15 protein-coding genes are annotated in these 17467 nt (G+C 54.7%); 6 read left to right on the top strand and 9 right to left on the bottom strand.

Annotated elements, in window-relative coordinates; all coding sequences use genetic code 11:
• From CF651_RS15735 to CF651_RS15755, 5 genes are all read left to right on the top strand, one after another.
• Window positions 1-583: DUF6385 domain-containing protein (locus CF651_RS15735; protein ID WP_144029059.1), on the top strand; the 583-nt coding region annotated here is incomplete at its 5' end.
• Between the two features lie 100 nt (window positions 584-683).
• The gene (locus CF651_RS15740) at window positions 684-2750 is read left to right on the top strand and encodes a tetratricopeptide repeat-containing glycosyltransferase family 2 protein (protein WP_094015826.1); all 2067 of its coding nucleotides are present in this window, start codon (window positions 684-686) and stop codon (window positions 2748-2750) included.
• Window positions 2707-4521 carry a tetratricopeptide repeat-containing glycosyltransferase family 2 protein gene (locus CF651_RS15745; RefSeq protein ID WP_094015827.1) on the top strand — a complete coding sequence of 605 codons (1815 nt, stop codon included), beginning with the start codon at window positions 2707-2709 and terminating at the stop codon, window positions 4519-4521. Before CF651_RS15740 ends, CF651_RS15745 begins: the two co-directional genes overlap by 44 nt.
• A 15-nt stretch (window positions 4522-4536) precedes the next feature.
• Entirely contained in the window at window positions 4537-6600 is a 2064-nt protein-coding gene (locus tag CF651_RS15750; RefSeq protein WP_094015828.1) for a tetratricopeptide repeat protein, read from the top strand.
• A gap of 24 nt (window positions 6601-6624) precedes the next feature.
• Window positions 6625-7704 (top strand): glycosyltransferase, encoded by a 1080-nt coding sequence (locus CF651_RS15755; protein ID WP_094015829.1) that lies wholly within the window; start codon window positions 6625-6627, stop codon window positions 7702-7704.
• On the opposite strand, the gene CF651_RS15760 is transcribed toward CF651_RS15755, so the two are convergent.
• The 5 genes from CF651_RS15760 to CF651_RS15780 all read right to left on the bottom strand — a co-directional run bounded on the left by CF651_RS15760 (window position 7701) and on the right by CF651_RS15780 (window position 12049).
• The gene (locus tag CF651_RS15760) at window positions 7701-8495 is read right to left on the bottom strand and encodes a class I SAM-dependent methyltransferase (RefSeq protein ID WP_245855946.1); all 795 of its coding nucleotides are present in this window, start codon (window positions 8493-8495) and stop codon (window positions 7701-7703) included. The two genes, CF651_RS15755 and CF651_RS15760, sit on opposite strands and share 4 nt — an antisense overlap.
• Window positions 8461-9657 carry a glycosyltransferase family 4 protein gene (locus tag CF651_RS15765; protein ID WP_094015830.1) on the bottom strand — a complete coding sequence of 399 codons (1197 nt, stop codon included), beginning with the start codon at window positions 9655-9657 and terminating at the stop codon, window positions 8461-8463. The genes CF651_RS15760 and CF651_RS15765 overlap by 35 nt, the downstream gene beginning before the upstream one ends.
• On the bottom strand, window positions 9654-10388 hold the full coding sequence (locus tag CF651_RS15770) for a glycosyltransferase (RefSeq protein ID WP_094015831.1): 735 nt from the start codon (window positions 10386-10388) through the stop codon (window positions 9654-9656). The genes CF651_RS15765 and CF651_RS15770 overlap by 4 nt, the downstream gene beginning before the upstream one ends.
• The gene (locus tag CF651_RS15775) at window positions 10385-11548 is read right to left on the bottom strand and encodes a hypothetical protein (protein ID WP_094015832.1); all 1164 of its coding nucleotides are present in this window, start codon (window positions 11546-11548) and stop codon (window positions 10385-10387) included. The genes CF651_RS15770 and CF651_RS15775 overlap by 4 nt, the downstream gene beginning before the upstream one ends.
• A 162-nt stretch (window positions 11549-11710) precedes the next feature.
• The gene (locus CF651_RS15780; RefSeq protein ID WP_094015833.1) at window positions 11711-12049 is read right to left on the bottom strand and encodes a hypothetical protein; all 339 of its coding nucleotides are present in this window, start codon (window positions 12047-12049) and stop codon (window positions 11711-11713) included.
• A gap of 462 nt (window positions 12050-12511) precedes the next feature.
• Between CF651_RS15780 and CF651_RS15785 the strand changes: the two genes are divergently transcribed.
• Window positions 12512-12691, top strand: a complete 180-nt coding sequence (locus tag CF651_RS15785) for a hypothetical protein (RefSeq protein ID WP_094015834.1) — start codon at window positions 12512-12514, stop codon at window positions 12689-12691.
• 95 nt (window positions 12692-12786) lie between these two features.
• On the opposite strand, the gene CF651_RS15790 is transcribed toward CF651_RS15785, so the two are convergent.
• The 4 genes from CF651_RS15790 to CF651_RS15805 all read right to left on the bottom strand — a co-directional run bounded on the left by CF651_RS15790 (window position 12787) and on the right by CF651_RS15805 (window position 17318).
• Window positions 12787-13659, bottom strand: a complete 873-nt coding sequence (locus tag CF651_RS15790) for an ABC transporter ATP-binding protein (protein WP_094015835.1) — start codon at window positions 13657-13659, stop codon at window positions 12787-12789.
• Between the two features lie 246 nt (window positions 13660-13905).
• Entirely contained in the window at window positions 13906-14805 is a 900-nt protein-coding gene (gene gnd, locus CF651_RS15795; protein WP_094015836.1) for a phosphogluconate dehydrogenase (NAD(+)-dependent, decarboxylating), read from the bottom strand.
• 41 nt (window positions 14806-14846) lie between these two features.
• Window positions 14847-16172, bottom strand: coding sequence for a GntP family permease (locus CF651_RS15800; RefSeq protein WP_094015837.1), 1326 nt, complete (start codon window positions 16170-16172; stop codon window positions 14847-14849).
• A gap of 285 nt (window positions 16173-16457) precedes the next feature.
• Complete coding sequence (locus CF651_RS15805) at window positions 16458-17318, bottom strand: MurR/RpiR family transcriptional regulator (protein WP_094015838.1); 861 nt, start codon at window positions 17316-17318, stop codon at window positions 16458-16460.
• Between the last annotated feature and the right edge of the window lie 149 nt (window positions 17319-17467).

Raw genomic sequence — 17467 nt, forward strand, 5'->3', positions numbered from 1 at the left:
CGGCACGGTGACGAACATACTGGATGGAACGATCACAAATGTGCTGGGAGCAACAATCACGGCGGGGACGCTGACGTCAGCTGGCACGGTGACGAATATCCTGGATGGAACGATCACAAATGTGCTGGGAGCAACGATCACGGCAGGGACGCTAACGTCAGCCGGTACGGTGACGAACATCCTGGATGGAACGATTACAAGCGTGCTAGGAGCGACGATCACGGCGGGAACGCTCAGCAGTGTCACCTCCATCTCGCAAAAAAGCTTTGTAGAGCAACCTACACTTGGCATCGCAACCAGTGATGTGCTTACTGCACTGCCGCCTGTGACAACAAGTGTGTTGGGGCCATTGTCATTCTTCGTCTTTAACACCGGGGCCAACCAAGTTAGTACACAGATTGAGATTAGTGCAGATGGAACAAACTATTATGTCGACACGGCGGGCAACAATCCGATTTCTGCAGGGTCAATCGATGTTCTCGTTCCGGCGCGATTCCTGAAATATACCCGCTTGGCCTACCGTTCCACGAATGCCGGTCAAACCTCCTCTATTAACGTCATCATGAATGCACAGGGAACCTAATGACTTAGCGGATAATATAATAACGTAACCCAAGAGAGCGCATGGGCTTCCATGTGCTTTTTTTGTTCAACATGTGCGACATGCAAGGAGGAAGAGGCGGATGATAGGTACCTTGGGCATTCATATCATTGTGAAGGATGAGTCGGATTGGCTAGGTTCATGCTTGGAAAGTGTCAAGGGCGCAGATGAAATCATCGTCGTCGACACCGGCTCTTGTGATGGCTCGGTTCGAATTGCAAAATCGTACGGTGCTCGGGTATTCCACTTGCCGTGGGAGGATGATTTCTCCCAGCCAAGGAACGAGGCGCTGCGCCATGCTTCAACCGATTGGGTGTGCTATCTGGACGCCGACGAGCATCTTAGCGAAGGCATGGGCAGCTTAAAGGAGCTGCTCCGCACTGCTTCTACAGAAATCCAGGCATTTACTTTATTGATCGAAAACGTGCTTGGCCCCGGTGTAGAGGATCGCCTTCTCCATCGGTCGATTCGGCTGTTCCGCAGCAACAAAGGGTTTCGGTTCGAGGGGAGAATTCACGAGCAGATCGGTCATTCGATCGTTCGCTTGCACGGTGCGGGTTCCATTAAGGACTGCGCGGTAACGATCCGACATTACGGCTATATGCATGACATTCTACAGCGTAAAAATAAAATCGGACGCAACGAGTCTCTGCTTGTCAAAGCGCTGGATGAACAGCCGGATGACCCGTTCTACTTATACAACCTGGGCATTACCTGCTGCCAGTCGGGACGGTTGCAGGAAGCCAAGGATTGGATGGTTCGAGCGCTGGGCAGCGTGCCCCAAGGTGTTTCCTATCGCCCCACTCTGGTGAAGGATCTAAGCAAAATTATGCTTGAAATGGGCGAGGTAAAGCAAACCGAGCTGTTTCTTATCCGGGAGCTGGAGCAGTATCCGAAGTACGCCGACCTGCATTATGTGCTGGGGAACTGTTTGCAGAAGCAGGGGCTATGGGAGCGGGCATATGAAGCTTATCAGGAAGCGACGACGTGCGGTAACGGAGACGAATATGTGACGGAGCCCGGTATCCATAGCTATAGGTCGTATTGCTGCATGGGAGAGCTGGCGAGAAAGCTCGATCGGCGGGAGGAAGCGGCGCGCCTGTATCATAAGGCTTTTTTGCATCACCAAACCTATGCTCCGGCCCTTCAAGGCATCGCCTTGGCATTTCATGAGCTGGAGGTCCCGAACGAGGACATCGCCGCTTTTTTGCTGGAAAAGGCTGCCCCCGGATCTCCATACCACCTAGCTCCGGTATTAACTGCGCTGGAGTTCATTGGGGCTTACGAACATCTGGTGAACGGCGTACCAGAGGAAATGCTGCTTGATCCGGTTATCCTTGGCCTCTACAGCACCGCTTTGATTCGTTTGGATCGGGTTCAGGACGCGGAGCGCCTGTTGCTTTCGTACGTTCGCGAGCAAGGGGAGGGCGGCGACCTCGGCAGCTGGTTTCAGCTTTTGTTGATATGTCAATGGCAGAGGGGAGAAAAGCTTCAGCCGAATTTGCTGACTCTGATGCCACAGCAGCTCCGTCCACTATATGAATCGCTCGATCGGGCCTTGCACGACATATCCCATGTTTCGACTGCTCCCTCTGTTCCAGAGATACCGGTCCCGGACCCTGCATACAAGCCTGTAGTTCAAGCGATAATTCTCCGTGCCGTTGGGCTGGACCTTTGGGAGCTGGCACAGAAGCTGTCTGCTGCTTGTCCTTCACACGGACATGAGCTGGAGCTGTCCAAAGCGTTGTATCTGCAGGGCTATAAGCTCCAAGCGGCGGATTACTTTCTTCGTCTGCTGGCCGAGCAGCGTCTGGATGACGAAGGACTTCATTTGCTGGCCGAAGTATTATTCGACAAAGGACACTATTTGCAGGCAGCGGAGCTGTTTGAGCATGTCGTCCATGAGAACAAGGCGTTCCATTCCTCCAACACTGGCGCTGCGGTATGCTACCTGCGTCTTGCGGAGCAAAGCCTGCTTGAGGTGCTGGCGGATGTACCTGGTACGGACGCCTTTCATGAGGATATCGAGCACATTCAATCGAGCATCCGTTGGTTGAACCGAACAGGCTGGCATACCGAATGGGTCGGGCAAAGGAGGATCGCTCATGACGAAGCCGAAGATATCGCTCTGCATGATCGTAAAAAATGAAGCTGAGATGCTTCCACACTGTCTGAACAGCGTCCGATCTGCGGTGGAGGAGATCATCCTTGTCGACACCGGATCGACAGACGGGACAAAGCAGATTGCAGAGCAGTTCGGTGCTACAATCTGTTCGGTGGAGTGGACCGGGGATTTTGCCTTTGCGCGAAATATTGGGCTTCTCCAGGCGAAGGGAACGTGGATTTTATTTCTGGATGCCGATGAGGAGCTGGAAGAGCAGCATGTGCAGGAGCTGCGGAACGCTGCGGAGCATTTGGAGTATGAGGGATTTTTCCTTCAGGTGCACAACCATCAAGGGGAACGGAAGCATTCCCGGACGGCGACAATCAATCCCATTCTCCGGATGTTCCGCAACCGCCCCGAGTATCGGTTTAAAGGGAAAATTCATGAGCAAATCGCCCAAACGATTCTCATGGCCAAGCCAGAGGCACAATTTCATATTTTGAACGTGACGATTCATCATTACGGATACAGCGAGCAGCAGGTCGTCCGGAAGGACAAAATCGCCAGAAACGTTGCTTTGCTGCAAGAAGCGCTGTGTCAGGAGCCGAATGATCCGTTTCACCACTACAACATGGCGGTGGAATATATGAGGATGCAGGATTATCCGTCGGCTTTGGAACATCTGCGGGAGGCGCTGGAGCGGTGTATGCCGGAGACGAGCTACAGGCATCTGCTGGTCAAATACGAGGCGCGCTGTCTTCTGGCGCTTCAACGGTATGAAGAAGCCGCTGCGGTGTGCAGCCAGGCAATCGAGTTGTACGGGGACTATACGGACCTGGTTCATCTGCTCGGTGTGATCCAATTCACTACCGGTCACAAGCGGCAGGCTCAGGATACGCTGACGCGCGCAGCACGGATGGGGGCTGCTCCGGGGCACTATCATACGGAAGCGGGTATTGGGACCTATACGACCTGCTATGCGCTGGGCCGGCTGCTCGAAGATACGGATGAGGCGGCTGCCGCCATTCATTGGTATGCGGAAGCTGTGAAGCATAACGCGCAGATGACAACGCCGCTGCAGCGTATTTTTCGCCTGCTGGCAAGTGCGGGAAGCGAGAGTGAAATTCCACAGCTGATTACGGAAAAATTTCGGATGCGCACGCCGGAGGCATGGGGAAAGGTCATCCGGCTGTTAATGGAGGAGGGCTGCTGGCAGGCGGTGCTGGCATTACTGCCGGAGTGGGAGGTAACGGATCAGGCAGCGGAATGGGCGGCGGTCGGCGGATGGAGTGTCTTTAAGCTGGAGGCTGCTATTACTTGCCTGGCCTGGTCCGGCAGAGTAGAGGAGGCGAAGCGGCTGCTCGAGCGTGAGAAGGCTGTTGGACTGGCCGAAGGAGACGCAGTGGCGGTGGAACACCGCCGCTTGCTAAGTCGGCTTCGGGAGCTTCTGGATGCAGCTCGGGACCCGGCAGTAACTCTTAAGGAGGCCGGCAGTTCCATAGACATGGACGTGGATGGAGCGAATGATACGGATGAAATGGACACAACTGTCGAAATGGAGTTCCGTATCAGGGCCGCCTACTTCAGTGAGCGGAGAGCGCTTGCTTACAAGCTGTTAACGGCTTGGCTGAAAGCAGGTCATGGGGAAGCGAATGTGGCCGCCAATCCAATGGCTGCGGCGGAAGCTGCCTATCGCAAGAGCCGGACGTTGATTGCATTGGCCGAGGCGAGACTGGGGACGATTGATGTGGCAAATCTGTGCTTCTCGGTGTATCGCAAGGCCAGACTTGGTTTGCCTCCGGGGAGATGGAACTGAGGGAGGGGAAGAGCAATGTCTGCGCTCGACGTAACTTTGTGCATGATTGTGAAGGACGAAGAGCTTCATCTGGAGCGTTGTCTTCGATCTGTCTGCGCTCTGGTATCGGAGATCATCATTGGAGATACGGGATCACAGGATCGTACAGTGGATATTGCACAAAAATACGGCGCAACGCTGGTCCGCGTTCCCTGGGAAGACGATTTCGCCAAGGCGAGAAATGCCGTATTGGAACTCGCAACTTGCTCCTGGATCCTGGTGCTGGATGCCGATGAGGAAGCCGTTCACTGGTGCCCTCACGAAGTAGAAGGTCTGATCGGCGATCCGAAGGCTTACGGTTATTTTCTTCAGCTGGAAAGCATGGTCGGCACGGGGACCTCCGAGCAGGAATATGTGACGGACGCCGTCTGCCGGCTGTTCCGCAATGACCCGCGTATCCGGTTTCGGGGCACCCTCCATGAGGAGGCGGCGGAAAGCGTTGCAGCAATATCCGGGGGGCCAATTCCTTTTGTGACTTTGCGGATTCGCCATTACGGGTACCGGTCGCAGGAAATTGAACGCAAACAGAAAAACCAGCGCAATCTGGCTCTAATCGAGCGGGCGCTGGCGGAGAAGCCTGATGATTTGCAGCTTCGATATGCTCTGGGAACGGAATGTTTTCAAGCGGAGCGCTACACCGAAGCGGCGGAGCAGCTAGTGCCTCTGCTTGCGGAGGTCCCGGCAGACAGAGGCTTCGTCTCCGATATGTACTTGAAAGCGGCGTATGCCTTGTACAGATCCGGTCAAACCGATGCGATGCGCAGTGTGACTGAGCAGGGGCTGGCCCTGTACCCTGACTTCACGGATTTGCTGGAGGTCCATTCCTTGATGCTGATGGGCGCCGGGGAGAACCAGCCGGCGTATGAGGCGCTACTGTCGGCTCTCCGTGCCGGGGATGTCTCGGCAAAATACAGTTCCTTCTCGGGCAGCGGTACGTATCGAACCCACGTCTCGGCGGGACAGCTTTGTGAGCGGTTGCTCCGGTTTGACGACGCGCTGGAGCATTATTTGCAGGCGATAGAGTTTCGCCCTGACTATATGCCCGCTTGGCACGTGGCGGTGCCGCTATGCCTGCTGCACTGCCAGCTGCAGCGGATGGCAGCCGTTGTCGCCCGGCTGCCGGAGGGGAGCCTGACCTCGGAGCATGCGGCGCTGCTGCTACCGGCCTTGTCCAATGCACGGGCCCTGGCGGAGGTCCCAACGCTCCTCTCTTCCCTTGCGCGAATGAGGCCTGCGCCGGATCTGCGTCTTCCGTTTGCCCTGCTGCATTGGTCGGGCGGGGAGCATAGCGAGGCCATACGGTTGTGGCAAAGCTTCTCTCGCCAATACCTTCCCGGGTATACGAGGGCGATTTCGTACCTGTGGGCCGCGTCGTGGGAGCTGAACGATCTTGACGCGGCGGATTATTGGTTTAACGCGTTGGAACAAACCGGGTCACCGCTGGGGGCGATCCACCGGTACTTGCGGACGGTAACTTGCTTGATGGGGTCCGACGACAAAGCAGTGGATAGAAGCAGCCGGCATGTGGTTGGCGGCAGCCTGGGTGAGGAACAAGCGGATGAGAGAGGCTTGGGCGAAGAGGCCATCAGCCTGGCTGCTCAGCTCACGATCCAGCTGGGCGCTTGGCATGTCCTTGATCGCCTGTGGAACGGCGCAGTAGATGTTGACGGAGGGGAATGCGCGGAAAGCGGTATCGTTCGCCTGAACATCCGCTGGACCCGGCTGCCTCCGTCGCTCTGGTGCGGGCTGATCTCCGCTCCGGCTTCCTTCAGGGAGCGTTGGTGTCATGGTTTTCGCTCGCGGGGAGTACAATCCAATGAAGACGAAGCCGCAGAGGCGCTGTTGTACTCCTCGCTCGCTGCAGAGGGCGGGGCCGGGGAGCGCTGGCTGAAGGAGGCGCTGCTGCGCCATCAGCGGAATCCCGCTGTGCGAGCGGGGCTCGCCTATGCTTGGCGGCATGAAGCCCGCCGCTTCATTCCGCAGCTGGGCGCAGGAAGCCTGGAACCTCTGTTGCTGGTCCGCGCGTCCAGGCTATTTTAAAATAGAGTGGAGGTTCATCATGCCATGTCCATGCCCGTAAAACAGATAACGATGCCGCCAATTTTGTATCTGCCCTGCTTTGATTATCAAGTGCACCGGCAACGTCCGCAGCAGTTGTTAACCCAGCTGAGCCTGCTTGGCTTCAACGTCATTTATTGCAATGTCACGCAGGACCCGGAGCGTCCCTTTGTTATTTTGAACGATCATCTGGCGGTTTGCCAGGATGTATCGGCTTTGAACAAAGAACAGCCGTACATCATGTGGCTGACGCACGGTCCTTATGCAGAGGAGCTGCATAAATACAATATCCGTATGGTGGTCAGCGACCTGGCCGACGTCTGCGAGGAGGAGTTCGCGCCGTTTGCCGTATGGGAGCAGCGCAAGCTGGATGCAGCCGATCTGGTGCTGTGCTCCTCTGATATTATTTATGAAGGAGCCAGGCCGAAGCACCCGGAGGTGCTGCTGCTCCGAAATGCGGCCGATGCGGAGCATTTCGTCCAAACGACTGATAAGGCAGCCTTTCCTTTGCTTCCTTATGAGCAGGAAGCCCGCAATCTCTGCCGGAATACCGCGCCGGTGATCGGGTTCTGGGGCGCCGTCGCCTCCTGGCTGGACTACGACTTGATTCGTTATTTGGCGAAGGAGAGGCCGCAGTACCAATTTGTTTTTATCGGCCAAATCTCATGCAGGGGACCCGAGCTGCTGGGACCGCTGCCGAATGTACATTGGCTCGGCAACCGGGATTACGAGGCACTGCCTGCCTTTGCCCGGCAGCTGGATGCGGCGATCGTGCCTTTTCAAGTCCGCAAGGTGACGGAAGCGGCCAATCCGGTGAAGCTGTACGAATATTTGGCGGCAGGACTCCCGATTATTAGTACGGATCTTCCCGAGGTCGCTGCCTTTATCGAGGTGGGAGTGCGGATCGGCAGGTCTCCGGCACAGTTTCTTCGGCACATGGACGAAGCGCTCGTGTCCGACCGTACACCGGAGAAGATACAGCTGCGCCAAGCGGTCGCACGCCAAGAAAGCTGGACCGCACGGGCCCGGCTTGCGGCAGATCATATGATCCGGCTGTGGCTCAAGAAAGCAAAGCCTGCCGATTAAACGGAGACAGGGGGCTTCACCCTGCCAGCGGTCAGCAGCAAATAACCCGGGAAAAGACGCGCTTTCTCCTCCGCGTCCAACGCATCATACCATTGGACGGCCCATTGCTTTAGCATCTGGGAGCCAGGGATGAAGTCGAGGAAGTCCAGGCTCTGGACGAATCCGATATTTGTCTCCAGCTCCACCTCAAGCCCGGCCAGGCGAAATTCCTCCTGAAGCGAGGCGACGGGAACTTCCGTGCCGTAGGGCCAGCTCCCGGCGGCTTCGGCATACCCTTTTCCAAGACGATAGGGCAAGCACAGGGAGTAAGGAACCAGGACGATGAGCTTCCCGCCGGGCCTGGTTAACCGGCACATCTCTTTGAGAATGCGAACCTTTTCCTCCAGACCGAAATGCTCCAGCACACCGGCATTCCAGCACATATCATAGGTGTCGTCTTCCAAAGGTATTTCACGGATATCCGCCAGTACCCATGCCCCAGCGGTTTCAACGTTTTTGTGCCGGAAAGCGAAGCGGGATTGCTCCAGTGCCTGTTTGGAGTAATCCACCAAAGTAACCTGAGCCCCTTCCAGGGCGAGGCGCAATGATATTTTGCCGGTGCCGGACCCGGCCTCCAGAATACGCTTGCCCTGGAAATCTCCATCTACCGCCTCCTTCAAACCTTGAAGCACAATTTCGCTCAACCTGTCCCATGCATAGGAAATGGGGGCGGACCATAAGCGGTCCCAAACCTGCTTCTGCGCTTCCTCTTGCTCCTTACTGATCGCTTGCTGCGGGTGTAACGGTTCCACGCTGCTTCCTCCTCACTTCCGGGGGATCGGTTTGACCGGATTCCGTTCCAACATACTCGCTAAGAAGGCTGCGCCATCGGCGCTTCCAAATGTGCAGATCAAAAGCACGTGCTGTGGCCCGGGCGTTAGCGCCCAAATAATGACGCGTATCCCGCTGCTCCACTAACTCGGCGATAGCTTGAAATAACTGTTCCTCCGTCGGAGTGACGAGCCGTCCGTTAAAGCCGTCGATAATCAAATCGTTCAACCCCCCGACATTACCGGCAACGACCGGAAGACCGCAGCTTTGCGCCTCCAGACACGAATAAGAGGTACCCTCCGAGAAAATGGTCGGAATGACCGCAATGTCGGCCTGCCGGTATGCCTCTGCCATCTCTTCGAACGAATAGGCCAGGTGTGCAATCCGGTCTCGATTGGGATGGTCCCGGAGCCACAGGCGGAATACCTTCGTGATCAGGCTATTGTCAATGACCTCACCGGCAAAATGCATCTGCACCTGGGGAAAAGCCTCCAGCAGCCGATCGGCAACGAGCATCATCGGGACAATCCCCCGTTCGATGCTGATCCGGCGCGGGTACAAAATGTGAACGGCATCCGAGGTTGGCTTGTGCCAAAACTGCATGGGCGAGAAATAATCGGTATCGACGGCGTTCGGGAGCAGCACGATTTGATCAGGGTCAGCGTACGAGCAGGCGGACCGGCAAAACGACAAGAAATGTGAATCGACCGTAACGATGCGGGATAGCCGCTGCAGCGCCCTTTGTACCGTACGGGCTGTTTCCTGCTTATGTTCTATAGAGGCGGCATGATGATCCCAATTAATCCCATGGCAAATGCCGAGACTGCCTTCCTTGTAATCAATCGGCTGCCAAATGAAGCTGGCATAAATAAGACGGCCCTTCGCTTGGGAGGTCATGCGATTAAAGACGCTCACCGTATCTTCCGGACGGGGGCAGTCGTAGCCGATGACCTCGATGCCGTCCACTTCCGTATGGAAGGCTCCGCAGAACGACAGCTGGTGAATTGTCGGCTTGCAGCCCATTCCGGCAACGCAATCGGCCAAATCATACAAGTACCGCTCCAGCCCGCCGCCGTACACTTTATGAATGTTGCCGTTATAGGCGTCCAGGAAGCTGTGGGTCAATATTCCGATATCCTTCATAGGGGCTCCTCTTTCCACTCTACAAGATGGGGGTTCTCATCTAGGATCGAGCGGTACTGGTCGAGACTGCCCCATTTGCCTTCCGGATCACGCTCCATGTAACGCAAATATTTATGATGCCTTTCTTCCTTGGAGACGGCCCAGCCGTAATGCTTCACTCTCAGCTCGGCGAGAAAACCGGGCAGGGCGGCGTAGGACAAAGGAAGCCTTGGGACATGCTGTGCCATTCTCGGATAAAAGCAAGGAAGCTCCCGCATATAACGGACCAGTGACCGTGTGTGCCTGTGATGAATACACCAATGCTCATCCTCCCGGTAGTGGGTCGTTCCCCCCCAGAAATCATAAAACCGGAAGCCGACCCAATCGTACCGGTCCTGATTTATGAGCTCTCGCATATGTGCCTTCGCCTTGGCATCGTATAATTCATCGGCGTCGACGGACAAAATCCAGTCCGGCTCGGTCAGGACGGCCAGCTCCCATAAAAATTGGCGCAGCTCCCACTCTTGATGGAAGCGGGACTGATGAAGGGTCACCAGGCTCTTGACCTTGGCGAACGACCGGCACAGCTTTGCCGTATCGTCCGTGCTGGCGTCGTCAACGATGACAATTTCATCGACAAACTCGCTTAGCTCGCGCAGCACCAGCTCCAGGTATCGGTTTGCTTCGTTATGGACCTGCATGATGGCCGTCAGCTTGTTGCCGGATGTTTTACGCAGGGGTGCAGTGTTCATTCCACCTTCTCCTCTCCGGTCAGGATAGCCAGGGAAGCCTGCTCGAAAGCAGCCATGTCGTCCAGATGGGATAGCGCATGCCAGTCTTTCATGGATTCGCGCAAAAAATCCGTGATCGCCATCCGGCGCCGGTTGTGAATCAAGTGAAGCGTGCCTCTTAGAATCGGTTCGGCCGCAGGATATCCCAAGGGGAGTAGCGACCGATCGATGAAGGTGAGCGCTTCTTCCCAGCGGAACACATGAATATAATTTTGCAGCTTCAGCAGTGGAGCCTGACCCTCTTCCGGCATGCGCTCCAACAGTTGAATCGCAGAGCGGTAATCTTCGTTCACCCGGTACAGCTCCGCCTTCACGAGCTCCGGCCAGCCCTGCTGCAGCCATTGGTACAGCTTGGCGGTAAGGGCTCGGTCCTCGGCGGAGAAAGCCGTAATTTCAAATTGGCGCACCGCCTTTTCCAACGAGCCGAATCGCGCCTCCATTGCCGAGAAGAACCTTACATGGGAATGCAAGCAGTCGTGAAAGTCCTGGAGCAGCATTTGCTCGAAGGAGACGGTCAAAGTGTCGCGGGCTTCCGGGCGTCCGAGGAAATATTGATAGGAGGCTAATAAGTAGCTGATGGTTTCATGCGGTCCTAATACGGCGTGTAAGCCTGTATAGTAGCGCTCACGGGCCTCCCATTGCTTGGTTACCCAAAGCTCCAACGGTTCTCCGCAACTGAATGCGGCCAGTGCCTGGTCAAGGATTTGCTCCTGCTCCATGTGATGAGCCTGCTCTTCCTGGGTAACGGCAGGGGCAGTCTCGATCCAGAATACGGCATCCCGCTGCAGGCATTGCTCCATGTAGATTCTTTCGGAGGGGGTGACCACCAGCTGGGAGCTTGCAGCCAATAATCCGTAATACTTATTCCATAAGCCAGCGGCGACTCCCTTGGGACACGGCTCCATCCAGCAAATGATCTTCTTCGGACGAAAAGAAAGCACGGTTGTAATCCAAAAGGGAGAGGCGACAATGGCTGTGTATTCCTCTGCATTCCAGTCTTTCAGGCCGGGAAGTGCTGCTGCTTCCATCTGTATTACTGCTTCAGGCTGGGGCAATCGGTCCAGGAAGGCGGGGTAAGGAAATTCGCTTCGTACGGTAGGATTGAATACCAAATATTTCATGTTTGGCCTCCCGTATATTATGTAAACATAGGTTATTGCTACATTGTATGCGTCTGCGTGCCAATGTTTGCGTACGATTGTGCCTAACAAGTCTATCTTAACCGAGTACAAGCCCAGCCTATCTTGTCCCGGCATCCAGAGACATGACCAATCAATTCGTCATTAACAGAAAAAATTACCGCTATATACGCAGATGACCAACACGTACATCACGCCGGGGGTGGAAGCTTCTCCCGAAAGCGATGCGGCCAAATCGAACGCTTTATTTATGCTGCCTACGTGCAGCATCTCTTCGACATCAGGACAAAGCCTGCTTTTGCAAATCACAACCCCGTCGGGAAGCGGCAAAACGGTATACGTCTCCCAGGTACTGGGCAGCTCCACCGTCGCGGCTACGCTAAATATATATTCCAGTGGAACGATTAGGGGCGGGACAAGGCCCGCCCCGTTCAACTTGAATTTTGCCAGCGCGGTAACCCGTGTCGTGACGACCAAGAGCAAAATAACAGTACGCTTGGCGGAACGCCGACGAACTTTTTTCCCTGCCGGTGACGTCAGGAGAATATTCGGTTGCGGTAAATTTCGAATTTTGTAAGTACGAACACAAACGCGATGACCGTGCCATCTTCCACAGTGTCCCCTACGGGAGGTACAGTGCTGTCTTTCCGTTAAGCCCGGGCCCCTTTGCGCGAACGATTATTCCGGGAGCATCGTTGTTCCCCCCAACCAGACGATTACAATGACGGTCAGTGCCGCTTTGTCGGTTTGTGGGCGTGTTGTCTGCCAATTTTAATATGGAGTGGTGGGAGGCATAAAAGTTGAGGCTCCGGGGGGCAGCGTGATACTATGAAGGGGAACCTTTGACGAGTTAAGGGAAGTATGCAGTACAAGCTATGGCGAGTCTGCTATTGGCAAGCCGAGCTGTGAAGGGGCCTATTCCTGTGTGTAAGGAGTATTTCATAGATGAAGCTTATCGTCTTCTTTGTTCTGTTGTTGATGTATCCTTTGTTCCTGCATTGGATTCATATTTCCGATTTGAGGGTCGTTCCACTGGTGATTCCTTATGCGCTAGGGGTATTGTCCTTGACGATTCTCTTTTCAAGTATCGTGGAATTTTTCGTGAACAAGTGGAAAAAGGAATGACCAAAAGGCCCGGCAGCTCTTTGCGGAAGAGCGGCACGGGCCTTCATTTACCACATAGCCAGGAAAGCATAGGTTTGGACACGAAAACCTGCAGCCTATCTTACCGCAGCAAGAGGCTTTTGCGGCTCCAAGGCATCCGCCGAAGCTGCGCCGCCGTTAGCAGGAGCTGTACTCCGGCTGCTCGCGCGGTTTAGCCCGAAAGGCAGGCACAACGGTACGCCGGTTCTGGGATCGGGGATAATGTCGGCCTCGATGCCAAACACCTCACCCAAGATTTGTTGGGTCATCACCTCAGCAGGCGAACCGCTGCTTACGACCCGGCCTCGCTGAATCGCAACCATGTGCTGGGCATAGCGGGAGGCATGGTTCAGGTCATGAACGACCATGACGATCGTACGCTGCTGCTCCTCGTTCAGCTTTTGCAGCAGCTGCAATACTTCGAGCTGATGCGCCATGTCGAGGAAGGTGGTCGGCTCATCCAGGAACAAGATGTCCGTTCCCTGCGCAAGCGCCATCGCGATCCAGGCTCGCTGCCGCTGACCGCCGGACAGCTGATCGACCGGGCGATCATGGAACTCCATCACGCCGGTCATTTCCATAGCCTCGCTAATAACGGCTTTATCCTCTTTGGTTAAGGAGCCGAATCCTTTCTGATGGGGGAACCTGCCATAAGCCACCAGCTCGGATACCGTCAAGCCTTCCGGGGCGGTCGGATTTTGCGGAAGGATGGCCAGCTGCTTGGCCACTTCCTTGGTGGACTGCTGATGAATGGACTTGCCGTCGAGAAAAACGCTCCCGCTCTTGGGCTTCATAATCCGTGCCATCGCTTTCAGAATCGTGGATTTGCCGGAGCCGTTAGCTCCTACCAGTGCGGTAATTTTGCCCGAAGGTATACGGATATTCAATTGATTGACAATGGATCGCTCCCCGTAAGCAATATCCAGTTCCTGTGTGTACAGCCTCTCCAATGACGCCACTCCTCTAAGTAAGTTGTGTATTCGTTTATGATATGAGCAGATAATTATCGTTATTTTAGAATAAAACAATAATGAGAATCATTATCATCTAATTATAAGGAAAGCTGATCCCGATTTCAATAGCGGATTTGATTGTCGATAAAAAACCGCTGCTCCCTGCAGGTTTCCCTGGCGGAACAGCGCAAAGCCGTTTTCACGGCATTTATGATGATAATTCCGGTTCATTTTGATGAACGCTTATTTGTTAGCAACGACGGCATGACCGCCAAACTCATTGCGGAGCGCTGCGACAACTTTGCCGTGGAATGTGTCCGAATCGAGCGAACGGTACCGCATGAACAAGGACATGGCGATGACGGGGGCGGAAGCTTGCAGATCCAACGCCGTCTCCACTGTCCACCGGCCTTCGCCGGACGATTGCATCACACCCTGAATCGAATCGAGCTTCGGATCCTTCGAGAAGGCCCGCTCCGTCAGGTCCATCAGCCAGCTGCGGATGACCGATCCGTTCGCCCATACCCGCGCAACCTCCTCGTAGTTAAAGTTGTAGTGACTCTTGCTCAGCACCTCAAAGCCTTCGGCAATGGACTGCATCATCCCGTATTCAATGCCGTTATGCACCATTTTGAGAAAATGCCCGCTGCCCGCTTCTCCAGCATACAAATAACCTTTGTCCACGGAGATGTCCTTGAACAGCGGCTCGAGCTGATCGAATACCGTGCGGCTGCCGCCGATCATGAAGCATCCTCCCTCGCGCGCTCCTTCCGTCCCCCCGGAGGTGCCGACGTCCAATAAGTGGATGCCTGACTCCTGCAGCTTGGCCGAACGGGCAATGGATTCCTTGTAGTGGGAGTTGCCCCCTTCGATCACGATATCGCCCGGCTGCAGCAAAGTCGTTAAACTATCGATCACCGAGTCTACGATCTGGCCTGCGGGGACCATAACCCATACGATGCGTGGAGCATCCAGCTTCCGTACAAGCTCTTCGATGGAAGATGCCGGGACGGCTCCTTGTGCGGCCAAAGCCTGAGCCGGTTCGGGATTCACGTCGAACGCGACGACGGAATGCCCGTGCTCCAAAATATTTTCAGCCAGGTTGTAGCCCATTTTACCGAGTCCGATCAACCCTAGTTTCATAGTCATTCAGCTCCTAAAAAAATAATGATCCTAATAATTAATCAAATAAACGTGTTAAGAAGCAGGATAAGCAGCAAAGCGACGACCGAAATAATCGTCTCCATTAGCGTCCATGTCAACAGCGTTTCCTTAATCGACATGTTGAAATATTCCTTGAACATCCAGAAGCCCGAATCGTTCAGGTGCGATAAAATAAGCGAGCCTGCACCCGTGGACAGGGCCATCAGCTCGGGCGAGACGCCGGGCATCGCGGCTGCAATAGGTGCGACGATGCCTGCCGCCGTCATCATCGATACGGTAGCTGAGCCCGTCGCCACGCGGATCAGCGCGGCAATCAGCCAGCCCAGCACAAGCGGCGAGATGGCGGAGGTGGAGGCCCAGTCCGCAATCGCCTTGCCGATGCCGGACTCCAGCAGCACCTTGTTGAAAGCACCGCCCGCGCCGATGACGAGCAAAATGGAGGCGGTCGGCGCCAAACAATCATTCGTCAGCTTCAGAATCGTTTCACGGTTCATACCGCGGAAAAACCCCAGGCTGAAGAAGGAAAACAGTGTGGAGACCAGCAAGGAAACGACGGGGTCTCCGATAAATTCAAACGAAGTGCGGGCGGTTCCCGGCGCCAGATTGACGGTGGACCAGGAAGCGGCCATCATCAGGAGGACAGGGAGCAGAATCGTGAAGATCGTAATGCCGAAGCCCGGCAAAATACGGTTCTCGTCGCTGTTTAACAGCTGGTCGCCTAGTTCTTTAGGGACGCTTTTGAATATTTTGCTGCCGACGAATTTGCCATATAACGGGCCTGCAATGATCGCTGTCGGAAATCCGACGATCAAGGAATACAGGATGGTTTTCCCGACGTCAGCCTTGAAAATGCCAACGGCCGCCATGGCGGCAGGGTGCGGCGGCACCAAGCCGTGAACAACGGAAAGACCCGCAATCAACGGAATGCCGATCTGCACAAGCGACAGCCCGGTAGCGCGGCCGATCGTAAAAATGAGCGGGATCATCAGGACAAAGCCGACCTGGAAAAACACCGGAATGCCCACAATAAAGCCGACAAGCATCATCGCCCAATGAACCTGCTTTTCCCCGAAGGCGTTAATAAGCGTCTTCGCGATGCGTTCAGCGCCGCCGGATTCGGCCATCATTTTGCCCAGCATGGTTCCGAGTCCGAGAACGATGGCGAGAAACCCGAGCGTACCACCCATCCCGTCCTTCACGGCGGTAATGATTTTGGCAAGCGGCATGCCTGCTGCAAGACCTGTGCCGATGGCCGTAATGATGAGAGCAACGAACGGATTGAGCTTGGCCCATGTAATGAGCAGTAACAATACCACAATGGCGGCAACAACGATCCCTATTAACATGATGTTCACTCCCCGCGGTGATTAAGCTGCAGCTGTATTTCGGCTCGTTTGCTACAGGTATGTAGTCCCGTTTAGGTTGCAAATGAATGCCAGAAAATATTCCAAGCTTTTCACCCGGCGAAAGTGATTAGGAAATGATTTCTGTCTCTATTATAAAAGAATATTTTTTCATAAACAATACAATTAATGAAAATTATTTTTATTTTACTGCAAAAAAATACGCCGGGCACGAATTACAAAAGAGTCCCGACGGTCTTAATATCAAAGTAGGCAGGCTTCTGCCGGTTAAATCCGTTTATCGGAAATGACCTCCCGTATTTTTTGCAGATTGTCCAGCGTTTCCGCCGGACGAAGCAGCGATAATCCGACATAGAGTGCATCCATGATGCACAGCTGGGCAATCCGGGCCGAGATGGCTTCCGTACGGAAGGAGGTTTCCCGGGTCGAGGTGTACAGCTTGACGTCCGCCAATTGGGCGAGAGGGGATTTGTTATAGCTTGTGATAGCAATCGTTCGGGCCCCGTTGGATTTGGCGATCTCGAACGCCTGCAGCATATCCTTATTGCTGCCGGAGTGGGAAATGCCGACAACGACACATTCGCTGTCGAGCAGTGCTGCGGTCATCACCTGCAGGTGCGTGTCCGTCTGGGAAATGCAGTTCAATCCGGCCCGGATGAATTTGTGGTAGGCATCGTCAGCGATGGGAGCGGAACCGCCCACGGCATAGAACAGCACCTTTTTCGCCGCATTCAGCAAACGGACGGCCTCGGTCAGCGACCCTTCATCCAACACCTGCAGCGTATCGGTTATGCCGAGCAGATTGGCGTTAAACACCTTTTGCGCCACGGTCAGCATTTCATCTCCCGGCTGCACTTCCTCGTGAATATTTTGCATCGGCTGCTTGACCAGCTCACTGGCCAGCGCGATTTTGAGATCCTGATACCCTTTATAGCCAAGCTGCCGGCACAACCGGAAAATCGTCGCTTCCGCGCAGTGCGTCACCTCAGCCAGCTCGCTGATCGACAAATGGACGACATCCTGGGGGTTTTGCAAAATGTGGTCGGCAATGCCCTGAAGCTTGGGGGACAAGCCGGGGTAAGAGGACCGCAGCTGGGCTAGGCCTCCGGAAGGCAAAGGTCTGTTCATTCTATTGAGACTCCTCGTTTGAAGAAAATTTTTTTCATATAGAAATATAAGTTTCATCCCATAGTATACTACAGCAGCCTTAGCCGGAAGCAATCTAATTTTACTCTTCAACCCGCTCAAGACATAACCGACGGAGAATAGGGTATATT

Source organism: Paenibacillus rigui, from assembly GCF_002234615.1.
Classification (GTDB): domain Bacteria; phylum Bacillota; class Bacilli; order Paenibacillales; family NBRC-103111; genus Paenibacillus_S; species Paenibacillus_S rigui.

Bases quoted from the DNA above. Each gene is read 5' to 3' on its own strand.
- CF651_RS15745 (WP_094015827.1), top strand. From the start codon at position 2,707: ATGACGAAGCCGAAGATATCGCTCTGCATGATCGTAAAAAATGAAGCT.
- CF651_RS15805 (WP_094015838.1), bottom strand. From the start codon at position 17,318: ATGAACAGACCTTTGCCTTCCGGAGGCCTAGCCCAGCTGCGGTCCTCT.
- CF651_RS15755 (WP_094015829.1), top strand. From the start codon at position 6,625: ATGTCCATGCCCGTAAAACAGATAACGATGCCGCCAATTTTGTATCTG.
- CF651_RS15765 (WP_094015830.1), bottom strand. From the start codon at position 9,657: ATGAAGGATATCGGAATATTGACCCACAGCTTCCTGGACGCCTATAAC.
- CF651_RS15800 (WP_094015837.1), bottom strand. From the start codon at position 16,172: ATGTTAATAGGGATCGTTGTTGCCGCCATTGTGGTATTGTTACTGCTC.
- CF651_RS15785 (WP_094015834.1), top strand. From the start codon at position 12,512: ATGAAGCTTATCGTCTTCTTTGTTCTGTTGTTGATGTATCCTTTGTTC.
- CF651_RS15770 (WP_094015831.1), bottom strand. From the start codon at position 10,388: ATGAACACTGCACCCCTGCGTAAAACATCCGGCAACAAGCTGACGGCC.
- CF651_RS15740 (WP_094015826.1), top strand. From the start codon at position 684: ATGATAGGTACCTTGGGCATTCATATCATTGTGAAGGATGAGTCGGAT.
- gnd (WP_094015836.1), bottom strand. From the start codon at position 14,805: ATGAAACTAGGGTTGATCGGACTCGGTAAAATGGGCTACAACCTGGCT.
- CF651_RS15775 (WP_094015832.1), bottom strand. From the start codon at position 11,548: ATGAAATATTTGGTATTCAATCCTACCGTACGAAGCGAATTTCCTTAC.
- CF651_RS15750 (WP_094015828.1), top strand. From the start codon at position 4,537: ATGTCTGCGCTCGACGTAACTTTGTGCATGATTGTGAAGGACGAAGAG.